The sequence below is a fragment of the Chromatium okenii genome, assembly GCF_002958735.1.
Classification (GTDB): domain Bacteria; phylum Pseudomonadota; class Gammaproteobacteria; order Chromatiales; family Chromatiaceae; genus Chromatium; species Chromatium okenii_A.
On record NZ_PPGH01000037.1, the window covers coordinates 1,000,416 to 1,021,546 of the forward strand.

Below are 21,131 nucleotides of genomic sequence, written 5' to 3' on the forward strand. Positions count from 1 at the left end.
GAATCACAGTTGTTTCAGAGGATGACAACGCCGAATCTTCCGCAATCTCAACAGGCGTGTGACTCATTAAAATTCCTCCGCGAAAAACTCGGCACAAATGCCGACATGCAACAATTGAACGTCATACCAATTAGCCCGGCGGCCAATTCAATGGACGACCACCGAGCACATGCAGATGCAAATGAAATACTGTTTGTCCGGCAGCAGCGTTGCAATTGACTACAGTGCGATAACCGCTTTCCGCAATTCCTTCCTGCGCTGCGACCTGCGCTGCCACTAAAAACAATTTGCCAAGCAAAGTGGCTTCTTCAGGCTGCACTGCATTGAGCGTTGGAATTGGCTGGCGCGGAATCACCAAAAAATGCACTGGCGCTTGCGGGCTGACATCTCGAAAAGCGACGACTTCTGCATCTTGATACAGAATGTCCGCCGGGATTTCGCCGGACGCGATCTTGCTAAACAGCGTGCTCGACATTCGCACTGCCTCTCAAAATGGAAGCTTTGAAACCCGGCGGCAACGGCATTCCGGCGGTCAATTCCGCCATGTTTTCCTTCACTTTTTCCGACACGCGCTGCACTGCGGCATTGACCGCAGCGGTGATTAAATCCTCCAACATTTCCTTGTCATCTGTCGTCATCAATGACGGATCAATTTCCACCGCTTAATAAGATGTTGACCGGTCATCGTCACGCGCACCATGCCGCCGCCAGCCTCACCAATCACTTCTTCCGCAGCCAGCCGCGCCTGCGTCTGCTGCATTTCTTCCTGCATCTTCTGCGCTTGTTTCAGTAAACCGCCAAGAGCCTTCATAAATTAATCTACCTAATTAAAATGTTGTTTTTAATTGCATCGCTACAGGCGCATTTAATCCGTTGCATGAATACCGCCCGGTGCCCATGCGCATCAAACGTCTCACGCAGCTGCTGCGCCACGGAATCATTGTCCATCAGTTCCGCTGCGTACTGCTGGCGCAAATCCGCTTCGCGTACTTGACGTTGGGCAGGCGTATCATGCTGCGCTTGCGCATTTTGCAACACGAGCTTGACCGGCGTACCCAAAATTTGCGCCACCGCATCTTGTACCTGCGTCACGCTTGATGGAGTGCGGAAAAATTCTGCATCCAGCGCCAGCGTCAACTGCCCATCTGCCCAGCTCACGAATCCACAGTTGCGAGCGACTTGCTCTGCCAGTCCTTTCACTGGCAACTGCATCACCAGTTGCTGCCAATCTTCGGCAGATACCAACTGCGTCACCGGCGGCATTGGCGCATTCGGCTGGTGCACAGCACTCGCACCCGACGCAGGAATGACAGCGGACGGCGCAGCCGCTGGTGAAGTGCTCATCGCTGGCTTGGGCGCAACGGCGCGAGCAGTTGGCATCGACTGCGCTGTTCCCGTCATTGCCGCTGCCGGACGAAATGCCAACGCCCGCAGCAGCACCATTTCCAACCCAGCTCGCGGATCGGGCGCTAACGGCAAATCGCGCTGCCCGGTTAAAGCAATTTGATAATAAAGCTGAACATCTTCCGCTGGCATTGCCGCTGCCAGTGCCGATAATCGTGCTTGATCGGGATCATCAGCCGCCAACAACGTGGGAATTTGTTGGATCAGCGCCAGCCGATGCAGCAGCGCAATCAACTCGCGCAGCAACTCATCAAAATCTGGCGTCAGTGCGGCGACGCGATCGACTTCAGCGAGAAGTTGCGCTCCATCCGCTGCCGCCAGCGCATCAAGCAGATTGAGCACGAGATCGCCGCTCACCGTGCCGAGCATCGTCCGCACTGCATCGTCCATCACGCGCCCGCCGCCGAACGCAATCGCTTGATCGAGCAGACTTAATCCGTCGCGCATACTGCCATCTGCGGCGCGAGCGAGCAGTGGTAATGCCGCTGGCGCAAATTCCACGCCCTCGGTCGTCAACACATGACGCAGTTGCTCGGCAATTTCGCTGGGCAACAGGCGGCGCAGATTGAATTGCAAACAACGCGAGAGCACTGTCACCGGCACTTTTTGCGGATCGGTGGTTGCCAGCAGAAATTTGACGTGTGACGGCGGTTCTTCCAACGTTTTCAATAAGGCATTGAAACTGCCGTGGAAAACATGTGCACCTCGTCAATCAGGTACACCTTGAACCGAGCGCGGGCTGGCGCGTAGGGTACGTTATCAAGCAGCTCGCGGGTTTGATCGACTTTGGTGCGTGATGCAGCGTCCACTTCCAACAAATCGACAAAACGCCCGCTGTCGATTTCTCGACACGCCGAGCACACGCCGCACGGTTTAGAACTGATGCCCTGTTCGCAGTTGAGCGCCTTCGACAAAATCCGCGCCAGCGTGGTTTTACCGACGCCCCGTGTGCCGGTGAACAGATAAGCATGATGAGTTGATTGCGATCAAGCGCGTTAGAAAGCGCCTGCACCACATGTTGTTGTCCGACGAGATCATCAAACGTTTTGGGGCGCCATTTACGGGCGAGCACCTGATAGGACATGCGCGACCTAAATTGAGGAAAGTGGAGGTGAGATGGAGCCTGAGAATCGTTGAAAGTGTAACAGATGACCGTGATTTGCTTTGGATGCTTTGATTAAACCGACATCCAGTTGCTGCCAGTTGACACCCTCACCGCCCAACCGCTTGCGTTGTTCAATAATAGTACGCTGCCAACTGCGCCCATCAAAATCAGCTCAGTGTTCAGATAAAATGTGATGCTGATATTCCCATTTTAATAAATGTTCAATATCAAGTTCCGCAAAACGACCAGCACGAATCAATGCCGCTGTTTGTAATGTCCACGCGTTATAATCGGTATCGTATAAGGTGCTTAATTCAGTCATGTTGTGTGCCTTCTTCTGTTGTTTTGTGTATTCAGAAAAAACCGCCACACTTTGATCATAAAGTGTGGCGGCTTTTTAATTGCATCTTGAAGTGAGATTATTTGACCATATAGGTTTTGGTCAGTTGATTGTTGGCTTCATTCGATTCTGGCGTTTGACACCAGCTATCAGCAAATGCCCGCAAGGTTTTCGCACCAGCGCCACTTAACCGCAAATTGACCGTCAAGGTTTTAGTCGCTCCTGCAGCCAATGAACTAATCTCAATCCATTGTTCACCAAACGCGCCGCATTTTTGCACCGTCGGTTGATTTGCCCACACATCCAAATAACCGCCATTTACGGTCACAGTACCTTGATTTTTAACAGTAATCTTGGCAGTAAAGGCGCTGTTGGCGACCGGTGAAACTGGTATTAAATCTATTGCAGTGATGATCATATCTATCGTGCCAAACGCAGCCGTTACCGACTTTTTGCCGTTCAAAATAACCTTACATTGCAATGGGTTAGTCACAAGCGATGTACAACCCGACCAATCGCTGAAGATCGCGCCAGCGGTTGCAGTGGCTGATCCTCCTGCTTTTATACTAGCTAGTTTTGCGGACAACTATAATCCGAAAGATGAAGTGACGCTGGAGCATCACGACTTGCTCCCACGCTAGAGCGTGGGAGCTAGAGCAATGTTGATTATTCTCCTTTCCCAGTCGTAATTTTAATAGTGCCAGACGCGCTATCAATTGATACGATTTGACGATAAATACTGCCGTCTTTATATTTGACGGTAGCCCAATAAAAACCATAATTCACATCTTCATCAGGGTAGTAGTCAATCCATCCCCAAGATGATTCTTCAGTCGAAGAATTCCCACCGGGTGGGTGACAGTTTATCGCATTGTTAGTAATGGATGGTTGACCTTCTGCAGTAGCATACTCGTGACCAATTGATCCGTCTGTGTTCTTCTCCAACCAAAAGATAGGTGTCAGTTTTAATTCTGTTATTGTTCTACAATCCCCTGCGAAGATGTAGCTGCAGTGATCCGTTACATTAAAACTGATTTTGGATCTGTTTGCGATAGGGTGGTCGCCATCGCCACTCCACCACGCTATAGCTTCATCATGCTGATTCAGTGCCTTGAAATAGCCATTGAGGCTGTCATTGAGATCTGCAAGCGCAACGCCATATATCGAAGCTAGCGATTCGCCGATATTGCCTGGCGCCAATTCAATTATATTTTTAACAATATCTACGCCGACTAAAAGGATAGCTTGATCGCTGGCGAGACCGTCATCAATATGATTCTGATAACCTTCTAGTATAGTCTTGAATTTATCTATATTATTATAGATTGCTTCGCCTTTTTTGAAAATGCTGTAAGCGCCTTTTACTTCATTTACTCCTCCCAATTTTTCAAAGTATTTGGTTCCGAATTGCAGCGCGAGTAGTGATCTTGTTGCACTTTGGCATTTATCTTGATAGCGGGATGGGTTTTTAGTGGCTAGTGCGCACATGCTTTTTTGGTATTTTAAGACCACTGCTGGGTTTACATTTGTGTTCCCCACCGATCTTTCTGTAAATACTTCTTCTTCGGAATGCGCGTTTCCAGAAAGGTTTCTGCGTACGATTGGCAATTCCGTTTTTTGTGATAAATCAACGAATTTTGATTCAGTAGCAGATTGAGCATAACTAAAAGTTGTGGCAGATGGAGTATAACTAAAAACAGCATCTGAAGTTGAAAGCAACACCTGACCACTTTTTAGCTTTAACTCGGCACTCGCAATATATGATCCAGATTCAGCACTGGCAAGCAATGAATATTGTAATAGCTCCGACCAATCGCGCTGTTGAAGCGATGCGCCCAAAAAAGGTTTTTTAGTGCTAGTTATTTTTTTTCCGTCATCATATAAAACATCTCCGTTTGGCAACGTAAATTTAACGAATAGATCATATTGCAGAGAGGTGTCTATATTATCTTGCGCAACGACGCTTAACAACACAGCGAGGTTTTCATCAGTGCTGATTAATTTCTGCTTGTCAGTCGCAACATAAATTTCAGGGATATTATCAACACCTGCTTGTATGGAGAAGTTATATAAGATCGTACCTCCTGGCGCAGTTTTTACTAAACCTCGTTTAGTGCCAGCGTCACCGTACTGAGTGCAAACAAATTGGCGTTTTGTTTTAGTGCCGCCACCCAGTTCTTTATTTGATAAAGCACAGTCGCCAACTGTAAATCCCATGCCTGCGACTAAATTTGAACCTGTTACGGTAAAGATGGTCGGTGAACCAACTACGGTGGTTTTTGGTGACACATTGGTAATCGTTAATGTTGATGTTATTGCCGCAAAGTTAGCGGTGACTTGTTTGGTGGCACTCATCATGACGACACAAGCACCGTTGCCGGTACAGCCCGCGCCGCTCCAGCCAGTGAATGTGGAGCCAGTGGCTGGTTTGGCGGTCAGCGTGACCGGTATCCCGTTAGTAAAGCTTTTATTGCAAACGCTGCCGCAGTTAATGCCCGCCGGGGCGCTAGTCACAGTGCCATTACCGACTTTGATAATTGCGAGGCTGTAGGTGGTTGACGTGGTTGTGAAGGTTGCAGTGACGCTATTATTACTCGTCAACGTCACAGTGCATTGCAGCGGCTTGTTGGCAACTGGAGTACAGCCCGTCCATTTCGTGAAGGTCGCGCCAGTATCCGCTTTGGCAGTCAGTGTGACGGCAGTGCCGCTGGTGAATGTTTTGCTGCAAGCCGTACCGCAATTGATTCCTACTGGTTCGCTGGTGACAGTGCCTTTGCCACTTTTGTTAATTGACAATTTATAGCTGGGCAATAAATTGAAATTAGCAGTGATGGTTTGCGCTTCAGACATTTTGACCGTGCAATCGCCAGTTTTATTGGTACACGCACCGCTCCAACCGCTGAACGTCGAACCGGAGTTGGTATCAGGTGTGGCAGTGAGAATAACACTGCTACCGTTGTCAAAATCCGCTGCGCAGATTGTGCCGCAATTGATTTTCCCGTCTTTGCTGGTGACGCTACCGCTGCCCGTGCCGGATTTTTTGATTGCAAGTGAAAAGGTGGTTTGTTGTTCGCCCATCAATGCCTGAATACGCGAGATGACATTTGGTCTCGACGATGATCCCATCGTGTCAGCCTCATTTGCTAACACTAATCCTTGAGAATGCGCTGCGACTGCATCAGCATATTCCTGTTGCATCACACTCGGAAGCACGCTTCCAAGATTGGAGGTATTTTCATACCTGTAATATCCAGCAAAGCTAAAGTGACTTAGTACACTAGAAGACTTAAATACTGGCCACCAGCCCCAATTTGAAGCTGAGAATAATTTGCTCTCACTCTCCAGTGAAATCATTGCGGGATCGCTGACATTGATTTTGTAGATAGAGCCAGACTGCGCATAACCATTGCCATCGTCCTTACTGTTCTTAAATGCGTAGAGATAATCGCCTGAAAGATATAAAGCGCCATGTCCTGATGTTGGGTCGCCATTTGGCCATACTTCGCCGATAACGACAGACTGATATGAGTTTGAATCTTTGTTGAAACGCACAATTTTTAGCGAGCTTTTGTAGGCGCGAGTTCCATCAGGATCGACACGGTAAACGCCATCTGGTGATTTAACTGTTGCGAGAACAAAAACATCACTACCATTAAACAGGACGTCGGTAATGCCATGCGATGACAGCACATCGCTGACATTGATGCTGCCGGAATCAGCAGAATTATTAGGAGCAGCCAGTTGCAATACCTCTGCGTCTGTCAGGGCGCGGTTGTAAATGCGCATTTCATCTATTGCGCCATTCATTGGATGCCAGTAACTATGATTACGGCCAATATAAATATCTTCGCTGTTTACATCAGTAATGTTGATGCTAACATCATGTGTACTTACAAGTCTGCCGTTAATAAACACTTTTGCGGTATGTTCGCTATTCGAGTAAACGTAAACGATATTAGCCCATTCGTTAATGCTATAACCCTCGATCAAACTAGGACTAGGATTAAAAGAAGAATAGTAGTAAATCGACTCGTTTCGGATATCTGTTGTAAGCATTGTACTAAGCGCACCTTCACCTTTCATAAATACTTCAAAAAAAGGCGAAGCAGCATCATAATTTAGTGGGCTTTTATAATTACCCCATCCATCCATGCCGTCTAATCCAGATAGTTTGACTGCATGAGCCACAGAAAAATCGCCTGTAAACTGCAACGATGAACTGTTAGGGACATGAATCGCGCCAGAATTATAATAACCACCAAAACTCGCTGCACCGCCAGCAAATCCAGTCGATGCTGTGACCGAGCCTTCTACTGTGCCGTTATTGCCATTTGTCGAGCAATCCTTTCCCAAATTGCTGGCATCATCGAAACAATAATAAGCGACCAATCCCGTATCAACATCTGCTGATACTGCGCCGCCAATCATCAATACGCCGAGCAGCAGTATTGTGACCATGTTCTTCATCACTTGCGTCCTTTGCTTACTTTTGATAATAAGAATAAACTGCACAAAGCATGAAAAATCGTTGCCTGTGGAATTTACCTGTTTGCGCCTTTCGATTGTATTGCATCAAAGACGCGCAAAAGTTATCACCACCACATTAATTTATCAAGCACAAATAACGTTACAAGAATGCAACCGAAAAATCATCTGAATTGAGAAATGCCAGCAATTCATTTCCCGCCGCATCCAATTTAGTGAAATCAAAACCGTTGCTACCGAATTCGGCATTTTGTCCGGGAAACCCTTCAGCCGTACACAGCAAGCTGTTTTCGGTTGCATTTGAGCAAGTGGTGATGCCGGTATCATTCAAACCGGCAGCGGATGCGGGAACTGTAAAAACGAGCAGGGCAGCAATTCCAGCCCAACGCGCCAGTAATTGAAAAGGTCGTATACGATCAAGAATTGTCATTCTCCAAAGTGGTGAAGTGGTTTGATTTAAGTACCGATATTATTTTTTGATAAAACAGGCGATTTCCTGTTCTGCCCATGATTTGAGCGTTTCAACAATGGCTGCCATTTCAGACTGCTCGATCATTTTAACTGAACAGGTTTCATAACGAAACTGAACTGCAAAATAATTGAGAATACGCAGCGCGTTTTTACCGATAGGAACTCTAATATCGTGCGCAAGACATAACGCAGCAAGTACAGTAAGATCGTGAGTACGCTCAAAAATGATGCCATGAATGACCAACACAGCTTTAATAAACTTTTCAGACGCTTGCTGGGCATGAAAACCCATACTTTCTAAAGGTGCTTTACCGGATTCACGCAGCAAGTGAAATGTAAGATCATCACGTTGCCCTGCTATCATCAGTGCTTGTGCTTGTGCATTATGATTGCTCATATAACACCCGTCCTTCACGGCTTGCCCAATATAGCGGCGTCGTCCACCACTCGCGTTTTTGTTCAAACTCATTTGCAGTAATTAACAGCAGATCAACACCAATACCGATTTGATCGAGAGTGTTGCACAAACGTAGATATTCTTGGGTATAATCGGGTATTTCTTGTTCAATCACCAATAAATCGAGATCAGATTCAGCAGTTGCATCACCGCGAGCGTAAGAACCAAAAACAATCACTTTTAGTGGTTGATTAGCAGCGGCAGCAATTCTTAAAGCAGCTTCACGGAGTGATTTTTCTGTCAGCATGGTTTAACCTGCAAGTGGTAAATTAGGCGCAGCATGGTTGCTTTTCCGTTATTTAGCTAAAAGCGTCAGTAAACTGTTTAAGCGCCAGCAATTGAAAAGACCTTATACAATCAAGCATTGTCATTCTCCAAGGTGGTATAGATAAACAAGACGATAGCGCAAAACTTAAAAACTATGCCGTTTAAATCACGCCGATTGACTGACAAGCGTAACCTCCACCGGAATTTGCTCAATCAAAGCATTACTCAATGGAATCTCCTGACCGAGTGCTTGATAAGCTAAAATCATTTCATTCAGCGCGTCGCGGAGCAGCGAGCGACAATCATCAAGATCAATTCCCTCCGTCACGACTTCTGGCCACTCAACGAGTTGCCCCATATAACCATTATTTAAGCGCGTATATCTGGCGGTGTAGCTAAATAGCATGGTCTGTTCCTGCTTATATTTTGAGTTGTGTCGCGTATTCATTAACATCAATCAACCAACCGCGTTAGCAAGCCCAACGCGCCAGCACTCGAAGCGCGGGTTTGCCCTGACCACCGACATCTTCTGCGCTGCGAGTACATGTGTTGCAGCTTGTGAGTCGGTTATGATTAGGAATCACGCGATCTGGTTGCCCTAAATCGCTATTTCACGCATTCATTCACGTTCCAATGAGGTCAGAGATGCACCTGCGTGCCTTCCCTCCCGCCCAAGGTCTCTATGACCCGGCTAACGAGCACGACGCCTGCGGCGTCGGTTTTGTCTGCAATATCAAGAATGTCAAAAGCCACGCCATCGTGCGGCAAGGGCTTGAAATCCTTGAACGTTTGCACCATCGCGGCGCGGTCGGCGCTGATCCCAAAGCGGGTGATGGCGCTGGAATTCTGGTGCAGATTCCCGATGCGTTTTTCCGCGCCGTGCTGGAGTTCAATCTGCCAGCGGTCGGCGACTACGGCGTTGGCATGGTGTTTCTGCCGCAGGACGCTGCCGCCCGCCAGCGCATGGAGGAAATCGTCAATCGACGTTTGCAGGAAGGCGGGCAAACCGTGCTGGGCTGGCGCGATGTGCCGGTCGATAACAGCGATCTCGGCTACAGCGTCCTGCCGTCCGAGCCAGTCGTGCGGCAAGTTTTCGTTGCCAAAGGCGACAATTGCGCCGATCAAGCGGCGTTTGAACGCGCTTTATTTGTCACCCGCAAACGGATGGATAACGAAATCCGCGAAGCTGGCGCGAATCAAAGTGCCTATTACGTCGTCTCGTTGTCATCGCGCACCGTCAATTACAAAGGCATGTTGCTGGCGCATCAGGTCGGGCGCTATTACCGCGATCTGAGTCACGACCAATTCAGCTCCGCGCTGGCGCTGGTGCATCAACGCTTTTCCACCAACACCTTTCCGACGTGGAATCTGGCGCAACCGTTTCGGATGCTGTGTCACAACGGCGAAATCAACACGCTGCGCGGCAACGTCAATTGGATGGCAGCACGGCGGCACACGATGCGCTCCGAGCTGCTGGGCGCAGAATTGGATCGCATCTGGCCGCTGATTCCCGAAGGGCAATCCGATTCCGCCTGTCTCGATAACGCTTTGGAATTATTGGTGATGGGCGGTTATGCACTGGCGCACGCGATGATGCTGCTGGTGCCGGAGGCGTGGTCGGGCAATCAACAAATGGATGCCGAGCGGCGCGCGTTTTATGAATATCACGCCGCGCTGATGGAACCTTGGGACGGCCCCGCCGCGCTGGCGTTCACTGATGGACGGCAGATCGGCGCGACGCTGGATCGCAACGGACTGCGCCCGGCGCGGTATCTCGTCACCAATGACGACATGGTCATCATGGCCTCGGAAATGGGCGTGTTGGACATCGCCGAGGAGCGCATCGTCAAAAAATGGCGCTTGCAGCCCGGCAAGATGTTGCTGATTGATTTGGAGCAGGGTCGGATCATTGACGACGCGGAAATCAAAGCCGCGCTCGCTGCCGCCCAGCCATACCGCGACTGGCTCACCGCCACGCAGATTCATCTGGACGCGCTGCCGACCGATGTCGCACCGATGGCACCTGATGCAGCGACCTTACTCAAGGCGCAGCAAGCCTTTGGTTATACACAGGAAGACATCAAATTCCTGCTGCAACCGATGCTGCTGACCGGTGAGGAAGCGATTGGGTCGATGGGCGCAGACAATCCGCCAGCGGTGCTGTCGCGCCGCGCTAAACATCTGTCGAGCTATTTCCAGCAGAACTTCGCGCAGGTGACGAATCCGCCGATTGATCCGATCCGCGAGGAGCTGGTGATGTCGCTGGTGTCGCTGATTGGGCCGCGCCCGAATCTGCTGGGCATTAACGAAGCGGGCAAGCATTGGCGGCTGGAGGTCAATCAGCCGGTGTTGACCAATGCCGATTTAGAGCGCATCCGCCACATTCAAGACAACACCAGCGCCGCCTTTCGCACCACCACGCTGCACATGGTCTATGCGGCAGTGGACGGCGCTGACGGGATGCAAGCGGCGCTGGCGCGGTTGTGTCAGGCCGCAGAGCAGGCGGTGCGCGACGGTTTCAACATCTTGATTCTCTCGGATCGCAACACCAACCGCGATGCCATTCCGATTCCGTCGCTGTTGGCGACCTCCGCCGTCCATCATCATTTGATTCGGCAAGGACTGCGCACCAGCGCCGGCTTGGTGGTCGAAACCGGCGCGGCGCTCGAAGTCCATCATTTTGCTGCGCTCGCTGGCTACGGCGCAGAAGCGATCAATCCGTATCTCGCCTTTGACACCATTCAAGCCTTATGTGGGTTGGGGGGATTTGAAGCCGCGCAATATCGTTATATCAAGGCTGTTGGCAAAGGCTTGAAAAAGGTTATGTCCAAAATGGGCATTTCGACGTTTCAATCGTATTGCGGAGCGCAGATTTTTGATGCGATTGGCTTAAACAGCGATTTCCTCAAACAGTATTTCACCGGCACCCCGACCACCATCGAAGGCATCGGGCTGGCGGAAGTCGCTGCCGAAGCGGTGCGTTGGCACGCGCAGGGCTACGGCACTGAGCAGATTTATCAACAGCATCTGGACGTTGGCGGCGATTACGCCTATCGGATTCGCGGCGAGGATCACATCTGGACGCCCGAAACCATCGCCGCGCTGCAACACGCCACCCGCGCCAATAACGCCAGCACCTTTGCCGAGTTCTCGCGCCTGATTGATGAGCAATCCGAGCGGTTGCTGACGCTGCGCGGCTTGATGGAGTTCAAATTCGCCGCTGCGCCGATTCCGCTCGCGCAGGTCGAACCGGCAGCCGAGATCGTCAAACGCTTCGCCACTGGCGCGATGTCGTTTGGTTCGATTTCGCCCGAAGTTCACGCCAATCTCGCTCGTGCCATGAACGCCATCGGCGGTAAATCCAACACCGGCGAAGGTGGTGAAGAGCCAGCGCGGTTTGCGCCGCTGCCGGATGGCTCGCGCAATCCTGAACGCTCGGCGATCAAGCAGGTTGCATCCGGTCGGTTTGGTGTCACCACCGAATATCTGGTCAACGCCGACGACATTCAGATCAAGATCGCGCAGGGCGCGAAGCCCGGCGAAGGTGGGCAATTGCCCGGTCATAAAGTCAGCGTCCAGATTGCGCGGGTGCGCCATTCCACGCCCGGCGTGGGGTTGATTTCGCCGCCGCCGCATCACGATATTTATTCGATTGAAGACTTGGCGCAGCTCATTCACGATCTCAAAAACGTGAATCCGACGGCACGGATTTCGGTCAAATTGGTGTCGGAAATTGGCGTTGGCACGGTCGCAGCGGGCGTGTCCAAAGCGCACGCGGATCATGTGACGATTTCCGGTTATGACGGCGGCACCGGCGCGAGTCCGCTCACGTCGATCAAACATGCTGGCTCGCCGTGGGAAATCGGGCTGGCGGAAACACAGCAAACGCTGGTGCTCAACAATCTGCGCGGACGGATCGCAGTGCAGGTGGATGGCGGGATGCGCACCGGGCGCGATGTGGTGATTGGCGCGTTATTGGGCGCAGATGAATTCGGCTTTGCGACTGCGCCGTTGATCACGCAGGGCTGCGTGATGATGCGCAAATGTCATCTCAATACCTGTCCGGTTGGCGTGGCGACGCAAGACCCCGAATTGCGTAAACGCTTCACCGGCCAGCCCGAACATCTCATTAACTATTTCTTCTTCATCGCCGAGGACGTGCGGCGACTGATGGCGCGGCTGGGTTTCCGCACCGTCAACGAGATGGTCGGCCAATCGCAGCGGCTGGAAATGCGGCGAGCGATTGACCATTGGAAGGCAGAAGGGCTGGATTTCTCGCGCCTGCTGCATCAACCGGTGGTAGCGGCTGGCGGCGCGCTCTCGCACTGCGAGCAGCAGGAGCACGGGATTGAACACGCGCTCGATCACACGTTGCTTGCGCAAGCTGCGGCGGTGCTCCAATCCCCCCAGCCCCCCTTTTCCAAAGGGGGGAGATGGAGCGGGTGGTGATTGACATCGCGCTGCGCAATCACAACCGCACTTTTGGGACGTTGCTGTCGGGGCGCATTGCGGAGCGTTACGGTCACGCGGGGCTGCCCGATGACACGATTCATATCAACGCGACCGGCACCGCCGGGCAATCGCTGGGCGCGTGGCTTGCGCAAGGCGTGACGATTGAACTCTCCGGCGAAGGCAATGATTACGTTGGGAAGGGTTTATCTGGTGGGCGCATCGTGATTTATCCGCCCGCCAATTCGGCGATTGGCAAGGCGGAGGACAACATCATCGTTGGCAATACCGTTTTATATGGCGCGATCAGCGGCGAGTGCTATTTCCGGGGCGTCGCTGGTGAACGCTTTTGCGTCCGCAATTCGGGCGCGACCGCAATCGTGGAAGGCGTCGGCGATCACGGCTGTGAATATATGACCGGCGGCATCGCGGTGGTGCTCGGCATGACCGGGCGCAACTTCGCAGCGGGGATGTCGGGCGGCATCGCTTATGTGTTTGATGAAGCTGGGGATTTTGCCAGCCGCTGCAATTTGGCGATGGTGGAGCTGGAGCCAGTTGATGATGTGAATCGACTCAAGCTGTTGATTGAACAGCATTTTCACTACACCCAATCTGAGGTCGCGCAGCGCATTCTGGCCGAGTGGGAGGCGATGGTGCCCAAGTTCATCAAGATCATGCCGATTGACTACAAAAAAGCTCTCAAAGCGTTGCAAGATCAGGAGGTTGCGCATGGGTAAGCCCACTGGATTTCTCGAACTCGGACGCAGCGACCGGCGTTACGAACCCGTCGCGGATCGCATCAGCACTTACCAAGAATTTGTCATTCCGCTGACCGAGGCGGAGTTGCAAGCGCAAGGGTCGCGCTGCATGGATTGTGGCATTCCGTTTTGTCATCGCGGCTGTCCGGTCAACAACATCATTCCCGATTGGAATGATCTGATTTATCGCGGCGAGTGGCGGCAAGCGGTTGACGTGCTGCATTCAACCAACAATTTTCCCGAATTCACCGGTCGCATCTGCCCCGCGCCGTGCGAGGCGTCCTGCACGTTGAATATCGACGAGCAGCCGGTGACGATCAAAACCATCGAATGCGCCATCATCGACCGCGCTTGGGAAGCGGGTTGGATCACGCCGCAGGTGCCGGAACGTCGCAGCGGCAAACGGGTTGCAGTGGTCGGTTCTGGCCCGGCTGGTTTGGCGACCGCGCAGCAGCTCGCTCGTGCCGGGCATCAGGTGTCGCTGTTTGAAAAGGCGGATCGGATCGGCGGGCTGCTGCGTTACGGCATCCCCGATTTCAAATTGGACAAGCGTTTGATTGATCGGCGCATGGCGCAGATGCGCACCGAAGGCGTTGAATTTCATACCAATGCCCACATCGGCGTCACCATTCCGGTCAGTCAATTGCAGGCGGAATATGACGCGCTGGTGCTGGCGGGCGGTTCTGAGCAACCGCGTGATTTGCCGGTGCCGGGACGCGCATCAAACGGCGTGCATTTTGCGATGGATTTTTTGCGCGGCAACAGCAAACGGGTGCAGGGTGTACCGCCGATCTCACCAATCCCCCCCGCCCCCCCTTTTCCAAAGGGGGGAGATGTTGAGCCCCCTTAGAAAAAGGGGGGTTGGGGGGATTTGAATTTATCAGCGCCGAGGGCAAGCACGTGTCGTCATCGGCGGCGGCGATACCGGCTCGGACTGCATCGGCACCTCGAAGCGGCACGGCGCGGCGTCGGTCACGCAGATTGAAATCTTGCCGCGTCCGCCGGAGCAGGAAAATAAAGGCTTGACGTGGCCAAACTGGCCGAATCGTTTCCGCACTTCCAGCTCGCAAGAGGAAGGCTGTCAGCGGATGTGGAATATCGCCACCGACCGCTTCAACTGCGATGCCGCTGGCAATTTGACGGGCGTGTCTTATCACCTCGTTGAATGGGAGCAGGACGCGACTGGGCGCTGGCAGATGCGCGATGTGCCCGACAGCGCCGGTGAATTGAAAGCTGATCTGGTGTTGCTGGCGATGGGTTTTGTCCATCCGGTACACAACGGAATGCTCGCCGCGCTGCGCGATAACGCCGGTTTGGAACTGGATGCGCGGGGCAACGTGAAGGGCGTCACCGAAGGCGCGAGTGCTTATCACACCTCAGTTGACGGCGTATTTGCCGCTGGCGATATGCGGCGCGGTCAATCGCTCGTCGTGTGGGCAATCCGCGAAGGTCGCCAATGTGCCCGCGCTGTCGATGAATGGCTGATGGGGCACTCGGATTTGCCGCGTTAGTGAATTGAAATAAAAACCCCGGTTTATATCGGGGTTTTTATTAAAAAATAGATTGTTCATGCGGTAAAGAAATTAACCAATGAGTATTTTTAAAACTCTGGTATTCCCATTAACATTAGTAATTATCTTCAGTGCATTTTCTTCACTTGCATCTGTAGCGGATACGAGAAGATTGATCTAATAAGTGCGCCGAACTCGTATTCACTTTGGAGCACGATTTACAATCAAGATAATCAACTCCCTATTATCAGTCGGCTGGATTTATCGTTTTATTCTTCAGTGAGCGTAGAACTAGAATTTGTTAACTGGATGACCAGCGCCAGAAATAAGTATTTTTTAATTGATTCCGAAACGACGGAAAGTGCTATTTTTTTAACTGCAAATTTTTACAATGCCAGCGACCGAATTAACTATTGGCAACAGCCTTTATATTTTGATTTAGTTATTCCCGCATACTCCAGTAAATTTTTAAAAATAACGCTAAATCACGCAACAAATTTATTGAACTGGAATTTGCGTCCAATAGCACAAACGGCTCCTGAACAAAATGTATTGATGTTGTTGCTGCATACTTTTACTAAAGTTATGACAAAATTACGGCGGTTTTTTGCAAAATGCAGCACTGACAAATGTAACGCGCAAGCTGCTCAGTAATTGTTGTTTTAGGCGTGAATGGTAACTTGCGCATTTTTGCCCACTTTGTTTAATGGCAGAATGGACTAATGGAAACATCCTATAAGATTTCAGCCACCGGAATTGCACCGGAAATCCAAGAAGAAGCAGTACGCGAAGGTTTGCAAAAGCTGATGCGCGGTGATTCAGCGACCTTTGAAAATACCTTTCAACGCATTGTTCAGGGACAGTCGGTAGTGCTGGTAAAAGGACTTGCTGAAACCCGAGCGCAGGAATTGCTCGCTCGCCTGATTGCCGTGGGGTTGATGTGTCAACTTGAACCGATGACAGCAACCTTGAGTTTGGTGGCGAAAACTTACCGTTGTCCCGCCTGCGGTCACGAGCAGGAACATAATAGTGATGGAAAACCAGACACTTGCGAACAGTGCGGCGTGGTTGCCGATGCGTATGTCGCACCGCCGCCGCGCCCCAATCAGGAATTGCGCGATGCGATTGAACGCGAACGGCAGGCGTTGGCAGCACAATTCAAAGTTGCTGATGACAAGGAAACCCGCGAGGCTGAACGCAAACGTACTGAAAAATTAAGGAAAATTGCGCGACGCAAGGTTGAAGCGGAATTAGGCATTGATTTTTATAGCAAAATGCGCCCGTTTCTCGCGCCCAAAGTTTCGATTCCAGTGGTGACGCTGCTGTTGATTGCTGGCGGCACGACCGGCTGGATGCTGTGGAATCAGCAGAGCGCCAGCCCAGAAATAGCAGCTGCGAATGGAACTGCGGCGAATGCTCAACCCGGATCGGCAGCAGGTTCCGCCGGAGCTGCGGGCGCAGGTGGTGGCGGTAAAACACAAATCACCATCACTCCACCGCCGGGGCTATCGGTAAATATCGGTGCACCGGGTGGTGCGACTGGCGCAGCAATGTCGTTAGACGCAATGGGCGGTGCTGGCGGTGGCGCAGCATTGCCCGATGAATTCGGCAATTTACCCGCTTCAGCAGGCGCTCAAACTTCGACGCTTGCCGTCATTCCAACTGCATCAGCGATGCGCGGCAATACAGAAGCAAATGATCCCGCAATTAACGACGATCCTCGCGTATTAACCGGTTTAGCGTTTTATCGCTTTGATAATGGCGATTTGAATACCGCAGCTAAACTATTAGATCGCGTGACGCTGCGTCTTAATGATAAAACCGCAGCGCCGACTTCATTGCCCAACGATCAATTATTGCGTGATGCAGTTGCGTTACGCGCTGCGCTGGCGGTTCAGTATGCCCAGCGCAATGAAATTGATAGCGCCCAAACGCAATGGAAACGCGCCAATCGTATTGCGGATTCTATCTCTGCTACGAATGATCAAGCCATGGCTTATGCCAGTTTAGGGCGGGCTGCACATGACAATTCGGTCTTGTCTGCGCAAAAGGATTATTTCAAATTGGCTACTGCTGCTGCGAATCGAACAACGAGCAGTCCATTAGCGCAGGTTGAATTATTGGGTGGCGTGGCGCAGGAATTGACGCGAGCAGCACAAAACGAAGCTGGTTTAAATTTATTTAATAAAGCGACTGCTGCGGTAAATCGTATTCAAGACAATAAGACGCAAGCAGCAGCGCGGGCAGTGCTGGCACAACAATTTGCCGAAACCGGCGAGATTCAAAAGGCTGTCGCGCTGCTGGCTGCAACTCCCGATCCGGCACCATCGGCGCGGCGCGTGACGGCGCTTACGGTGATTGCGCACAGCCGCGCTAAACAGGGTGATTCGGTCTTGGCGCAACGCGATTTTAATGCGGCAATTGCGCAGGCAGGGGCGCTGGCGGATGCGACGGAACGTACTGAAACTTTTGTGTTTATTGCCCGCCATTTGCTTCAAGCTGGCAACCCAGCGGCGGCCGCGCAAATCATCGCCGCAGTTGGTCAATAACAGCAGCGTTGTTGCGAGAACAACGCAGTTAAACACCTAAACGTTTGATTTAGTGAACAGTTGGCAGCAAAAACCATTCCGGTCGTTGTCAACTGCCAACTGAAACGCTGTGTCGATTCACACAAGCGCACCTGTCACGATCCTCACAATCTCGCTGCTGATCAATCGCAAATACGCAAGTTAAACAAGACGTTTAACTGCCGTTTCCAGTAGGCACGCGTTTGCTTAATCCACCTCAAGATTTTCAGATTCCGCAAAGCAGCGGCTTTGCATTGGTGGAGGCGGTGATGACAGTAACGGCATTGAACCAAGGCGACATGCGCAGCGCAGTGGCTGTGCGGCGAGCAGTTGCGGCAGCACTCCAGTACGGTCGCGCAGCTTCCAGACGCAATTCGGGCAAAAGTCAATAATCACCCGTGCTTTTCCGAAGATGCGCATCATCACTATGCGCGGATGCACGTCGCCGTTGCGCCCGCCTGCAACATTCAATGTCATTACTGCAACCGCAAATATGACTGTTCCAACGAATCGCGTCCCGGCGTGGTTTCCGAAGTTTTAACGCCCAATCAAGCGGTTAAAAAAGTGCTGGCAGTCGCAGCTGCCATTCCACAGATGACCGTGCTCGGCATTGCCGGTCCCGGCGATCCGCTGGCCAATCCCGCTCGCACGTTTGAGACTTTTCGCCAACTCACCGCGCAAGCACCGGACATCAAACTCTGCGTGTCCACCAACGGATTGGCGCTGCCCGCAGTCATTGATGAGTTGTGCCAGCACAACATCGAACACGTCACCATCACCATTAACTGCGTTGATCCCGACATCGGCGCGAAAATTTACCCGTGGATTTTCTGGAATAACCGCCGCATCAAAGGGCGACGCGCAGCGGAAATTCTGATTGAACAGCAGCAAAAAGGCTTGGAAATGCTGGTGGCGCGGGGCGTGTTGGTCAAAGTCAATTCGGTATTGATTCCCGGCATCAACGACGAACATTTGCAGGAAGTCAGTCGGATTGTGAAAGCCAAGGGCGCGTTTTTGCACAATGTGATGCCGCTGATTGCTGAAGCGGAACACGGCACGTTTTACGGTCTCAACGGGCAGCGCGGCCCAACCTCGGAAGAATTGCAAACGCTGCAAGATGCCTGCGCCGGTGACATGCGGATGATGCGCCACTGTCGGCAATGTCGCGCCGATGCAGTCGGAATGCTCGGCGAAGATCGCGGACAAGAATTCACCCTTGATAAAATTGAACATCTTGAAGTGGATTACGCCGCTGCGATGGTGCATCGCGCCGAAGTTCACGCGGCAATTGAGCCAAACGCGCGCGCCAATTCCCGCGCCAGCGCCCCACGCTGCGGAAATGCTGGTGTCGCTGCCGTTGATGAGCAAAGGAACTAAAACGCCGATTGCGCCAGCGCGTCCGGTTTAATGGCGGTGGCGAGCGGTGGCGGTGGTTTGGTCAATCAGCATTTCGGCGAAGCCAATGAATTCCTGATTTACGAGGCATCGGTGCGCGGTGTGCGTTTGGTCGGAGCGCGCACCACCGGACGTTATTGTCACGGCAGCGAACAGTGCGAAGCAGGCGAAAACCGTTTGCATAAAACGATTCGCGTATTAAATGGCTGCGAAGTAGTGCTTGTACCAAAATTGGTTTTGAACCGTGGACAATTGGAAGCTGCCGGAATCATGCCGAATAGCGAACACGCGCTGGAACGAATTGAAGACGCAGTGGCAGCGGTTTATCGTGAATTGATTGCTGCGGATTATTTCAAGCAATCTCGTATTGAAACGCAACGATTAACCGCGTGAATTCGGAAGCCGAAAGCAATGGCATTACAAATTATTGAAAGTTGCGTGAATTGCTGCGCCTGTGAACCACTGTGTCCCAGTCAAGCAATTGTCGCAGCGAAACCGCATTTTCTCATCAACGCGAGTCGTGCACCGAATGCGTGGGCGATTTTGCCGATCCGCAATGCGCCAGCATTTGTCCCGTTGAAGGCGCAATTCTCGACTGCGACGGTGTGCCGCTGAATCCGCCCGGATCATTAACCGGCATCGCGCCTCCGCGTCCGGCGCTGGTCGTCACCGAGTCACCAGCCGTATGACGCCGCCAGCGATGCAGTAGAAATCCTGCCCGGCGTGCATTGGATCGGCGCGTTTGATCCGACGCTGCGCAGTTTTGACATCATTCTGCGCACCGCTAACGGCACGACTTATAACGCTTATTTGGTGCGCGGCAGCGATGGTGTCGCCGTGATTGACACGGTGAAAGCTGGGTTTGCCGATGAATTTTTTGCGCGGCTGGATCGGTCGCCGATTACGCCGAGATTCGCGTGATTGTGCTCAATCATCTGGAACCGGATCACAGCGGCGCGTTGCCGGATTGATGCGCCGAGCGCCGCAAGCCCAGCTGTACATTTCCCAACGCGCTCCGGCAATGCTCAAAGCGTTGCTCAAATTCGACGACGCGCAACCGCTGGAATATCAAACGGTTGGCACTGGTGACACGGTGTCGCTCGGTGAGCGGACGCTGCGCTTTTTGCACACGCCATTTCTGCATTGGCCGGACACGCAATGCACCTATCTGGTTGAAGATGCAATTCTTTTTTCCGGCGATGTGTTCGGTTGTCATCATTGTGACCGTCGCTTTCAATGACCAATGCAGCGATTTTCGGTTTGCGTTTGATTATTACTACGCGCACATCATGCGCCCGTTCAAAACGCACGTGATGACGGCGCTGGCGCTGATTGAACCGCTGCCGCTAAGCTGATTGCGCCGACGCACGGGCCGATTTTGCGCGACCGTCCGCGTCGGGCGCTGGCGCGTTACCGCGAATTGTCCAGCGCCAGCCTGAGCGATCAATTGGTAACACCGCGCCCACGTTGATTATTTTTTACATGAGCTGCTACGGCAACACGCGCAAATGGCGGCAGCGATTCAGGCTGGCGCAGAAGCAGCGTCCAACGTGCGCGTGTCGCTGTACGACTTGGAAGGCGGCGAAATTGCGCCGTTCGTCAATCTGATTGAAACGGCGGATGCGCTGGTGTTCGGCTCGCCGACGATCAACGGCGATGCAGTCAAACCAATTTGGGATTTGCTGTCGTCGCTGGCGGTGATTGATTTGAAAGGCAAACTCGGCGCGGCGTTTGGTTCTTACGGCTGGACGGGCGAAGCAGTGCGGATGATTGAGATCGGCTGCGCGGCTTAAAACTGCGGGTTCCGGTCGCTGGGCTGCGCATCAAATTAACGCCGACCGAGGCGGAATTGCTGGCGTGTCAGGAATTCGGGCGGGCGCTGGCGGCTGCGTTGGTCAACGGTGAACGCGGGCGCGTGATTG

General features: G+C 52.2%; 17 protein-coding genes and 4 pseudogenes. 11 read left to right on the top strand and 10 right to left on the bottom strand.

All coding sequences use genetic code 11. The features are described 5' to 3' along the window. Positions 1 to 130 precede the first annotated feature (130 nt). From CXB77_RS16700 to CXB77_RS16770, 10 genes and pseudogenes are all read right to left on the bottom strand, one after another. The gene (locus CXB77_RS16700; protein ID WP_105074712.1) at positions 131 to 475 is read right to left on the bottom strand and encodes a histidine triad nucleotide-binding protein; all 345 of its coding nucleotides are present in this window, start codon (positions 473 to 475) and stop codon (positions 131 to 133) included. Beyond that, positions 456 to 811 (bottom strand): annotated as a pseudogene (locus CXB77_RS16705) (YbaB/EbfC family nucleoid-associated protein). The gene CXB77_RS16700 and the pseudogene CXB77_RS16705 overlap by 20 nt, the downstream one beginning before the upstream one ends. 8 nt (positions 812 to 819) lie before the next feature. Next, a pseudogene (gene dnaX, locus CXB77_RS16710) lies at positions 820 to 2,488 on the bottom strand (DNA polymerase III subunit gamma/tau). A 193-nt stretch (positions 2,489 to 2,681) separates the two neighbouring features. After that, on the bottom strand, positions 2,682 to 2,831 hold the full coding sequence (locus CXB77_RS16715; RefSeq protein ID WP_105074812.1) for a DUF29 family protein: 150 nt from the start codon (positions 2,829 to 2,831) through the stop codon (positions 2,682 to 2,684). A gap of 97 nt (positions 2,832 to 2,928) precedes the next feature. Continuing rightward, positions 2,929 to 3,267 carry a CARDB domain-containing protein gene (locus CXB77_RS16720; RefSeq protein WP_105074713.1) on the bottom strand — a complete coding sequence of 113 codons (339 nt, stop codon included), beginning with the start codon at positions 3,265 to 3,267 and terminating at the stop codon, positions 2,929 to 2,931. A gap of 248 nt (positions 3,268 to 3,515) precedes the next feature. Next, on the bottom strand, positions 3,516 to 7,316 hold the full coding sequence (locus tag CXB77_RS19980; protein WP_172452720.1) for a LamG domain-containing protein: 3,801 nt from the start codon (positions 7,314 to 7,316) through the stop codon (positions 3,516 to 3,518). A 160-nt stretch (positions 7,317 to 7,476) separates the two neighbouring features. Next, positions 7,477 to 7,764, bottom strand: coding sequence for a hypothetical protein (locus CXB77_RS16755; protein ID WP_105074717.1), 288 nt, complete (start codon positions 7,762 to 7,764; stop codon positions 7,477 to 7,479). A 39-nt stretch (positions 7,765 to 7,803) separates the two neighbouring features. Next, positions 7,804 to 8,202, bottom strand: a complete 399-nt coding sequence (locus CXB77_RS16760; protein WP_172452721.1) for a HEPN domain-containing protein — start codon at positions 8,200 to 8,202, stop codon at positions 7,804 to 7,806. Continuing rightward, on the bottom strand, positions 8,189 to 8,509 hold the full coding sequence (locus CXB77_RS16765) for a nucleotidyltransferase domain-containing protein (RefSeq protein ID WP_105074719.1): 321 nt from the start codon (positions 8,507 to 8,509) through the stop codon (positions 8,189 to 8,191). Before CXB77_RS16765 ends, CXB77_RS16760 begins: the two co-directional genes overlap by 14 nt. A 186-nt stretch (positions 8,510 to 8,695) precedes the next feature. Then, entirely contained in the window at positions 8,696 to 8,935 is a 240-nt protein-coding gene (locus tag CXB77_RS16770) for a type II toxin-antitoxin system HicB family antitoxin (RefSeq protein WP_105074815.1), read from the bottom strand. Between the two features lie 239 nt (positions 8,936 to 9,174). Between CXB77_RS16770 and gltB the strand changes: the two are divergent. The 11 genes and pseudogenes from gltB to CXB77_RS22545 all read left to right on the top strand — a co-directional run bounded on the left by gltB (position 9,175) and on the right by CXB77_RS22545 (position 21,002). Continuing rightward, positions 9,175 to 13,715 (top strand): annotated as a pseudogene (gene gltB / locus CXB77_RS16775) (glutamate synthase large subunit). After that, positions 13,708 to 15,247 (top strand): annotated as a pseudogene (locus CXB77_RS19395) (glutamate synthase subunit beta). The pseudogenes gltB and CXB77_RS19395 overlap by 8 nt, the downstream one beginning before the upstream one ends. Positions 15,248 to 15,526: 279 nt before the next feature. Then, positions 15,527 to 15,901, top strand: a complete 375-nt coding sequence (locus tag CXB77_RS16790) for a hypothetical protein (protein ID WP_146108856.1) — start codon at positions 15,527 to 15,529, stop codon at positions 15,899 to 15,901. A gap of 68 nt (positions 15,902 to 15,969) precedes the next feature. Next, complete coding sequence (locus CXB77_RS16795; protein ID WP_105074721.1) at positions 15,970 to 17,796, top strand: zinc ribbon domain-containing protein; 1,827 nt, start codon at positions 15,970 to 15,972, stop codon at positions 17,794 to 17,796. Between the two features lie 348 nt (positions 17,797 to 18,144). Further along, positions 18,145 to 19,191: a nitrogenase cofactor biosynthesis protein NifB gene (gene nifB / locus CXB77_RS16800; RefSeq protein ID WP_431520746.1), complete on the top strand. Its 1,047-nt coding sequence runs from the start codon at positions 18,145 to 18,147 to the stop codon at positions 19,189 to 19,191. A gap of 30 nt (positions 19,192 to 19,221) precedes the next feature. After that, positions 19,222 to 19,602 carry a NifB/NifX family molybdenum-iron cluster-binding protein gene (locus tag CXB77_RS24810; protein WP_431520747.1) on the top strand — a complete coding sequence of 127 codons (381 nt, stop codon included), beginning with the start codon at positions 19,222 to 19,224 and terminating at the stop codon, positions 19,600 to 19,602. Positions 19,603 to 19,620: 18 nt separating this feature from the next. Next, the gene (locus tag CXB77_RS16805; RefSeq protein ID WP_431520748.1) at positions 19,621 to 19,824 is read left to right on the top strand and encodes a hypothetical protein; all 204 of its coding nucleotides are present in this window, start codon (positions 19,621 to 19,623) and stop codon (positions 19,822 to 19,824) included. A gap of 108 nt (positions 19,825 to 19,932) precedes the next feature. Continuing rightward, complete coding sequence (locus tag CXB77_RS22535; RefSeq protein ID WP_242445800.1) at positions 19,933 to 20,130, top strand: hypothetical protein; 198 nt, start codon at positions 19,933 to 19,935, stop codon at positions 20,128 to 20,130. Positions 20,131 to 20,179: 49 nt separating this feature from the next. Then, a complete protein-coding gene (locus tag CXB77_RS22540) occupies positions 20,180 to 20,449 on the top strand; it encodes a hypothetical protein (RefSeq protein ID WP_347338186.1) in 270 nt (89 codons plus the stop codon). Beyond that, entirely contained in the window at positions 20,430 to 20,564 is a 135-nt protein-coding gene (locus CXB77_RS23365) for a hypothetical protein (protein ID WP_277949426.1), read from the top strand. Before CXB77_RS22540 ends, CXB77_RS23365 begins: the two co-directional genes overlap by 20 nt. A gap of 153 nt (positions 20,565 to 20,717) precedes the next feature. After that, complete coding sequence (locus CXB77_RS22545; RefSeq protein WP_242445802.1) at positions 20,718 to 21,002, top strand: hypothetical protein; 285 nt, start codon at positions 20,718 to 20,720, stop codon at positions 21,000 to 21,002. Positions 21,003 to 21,131: the final 129 nt, after the last annotated feature.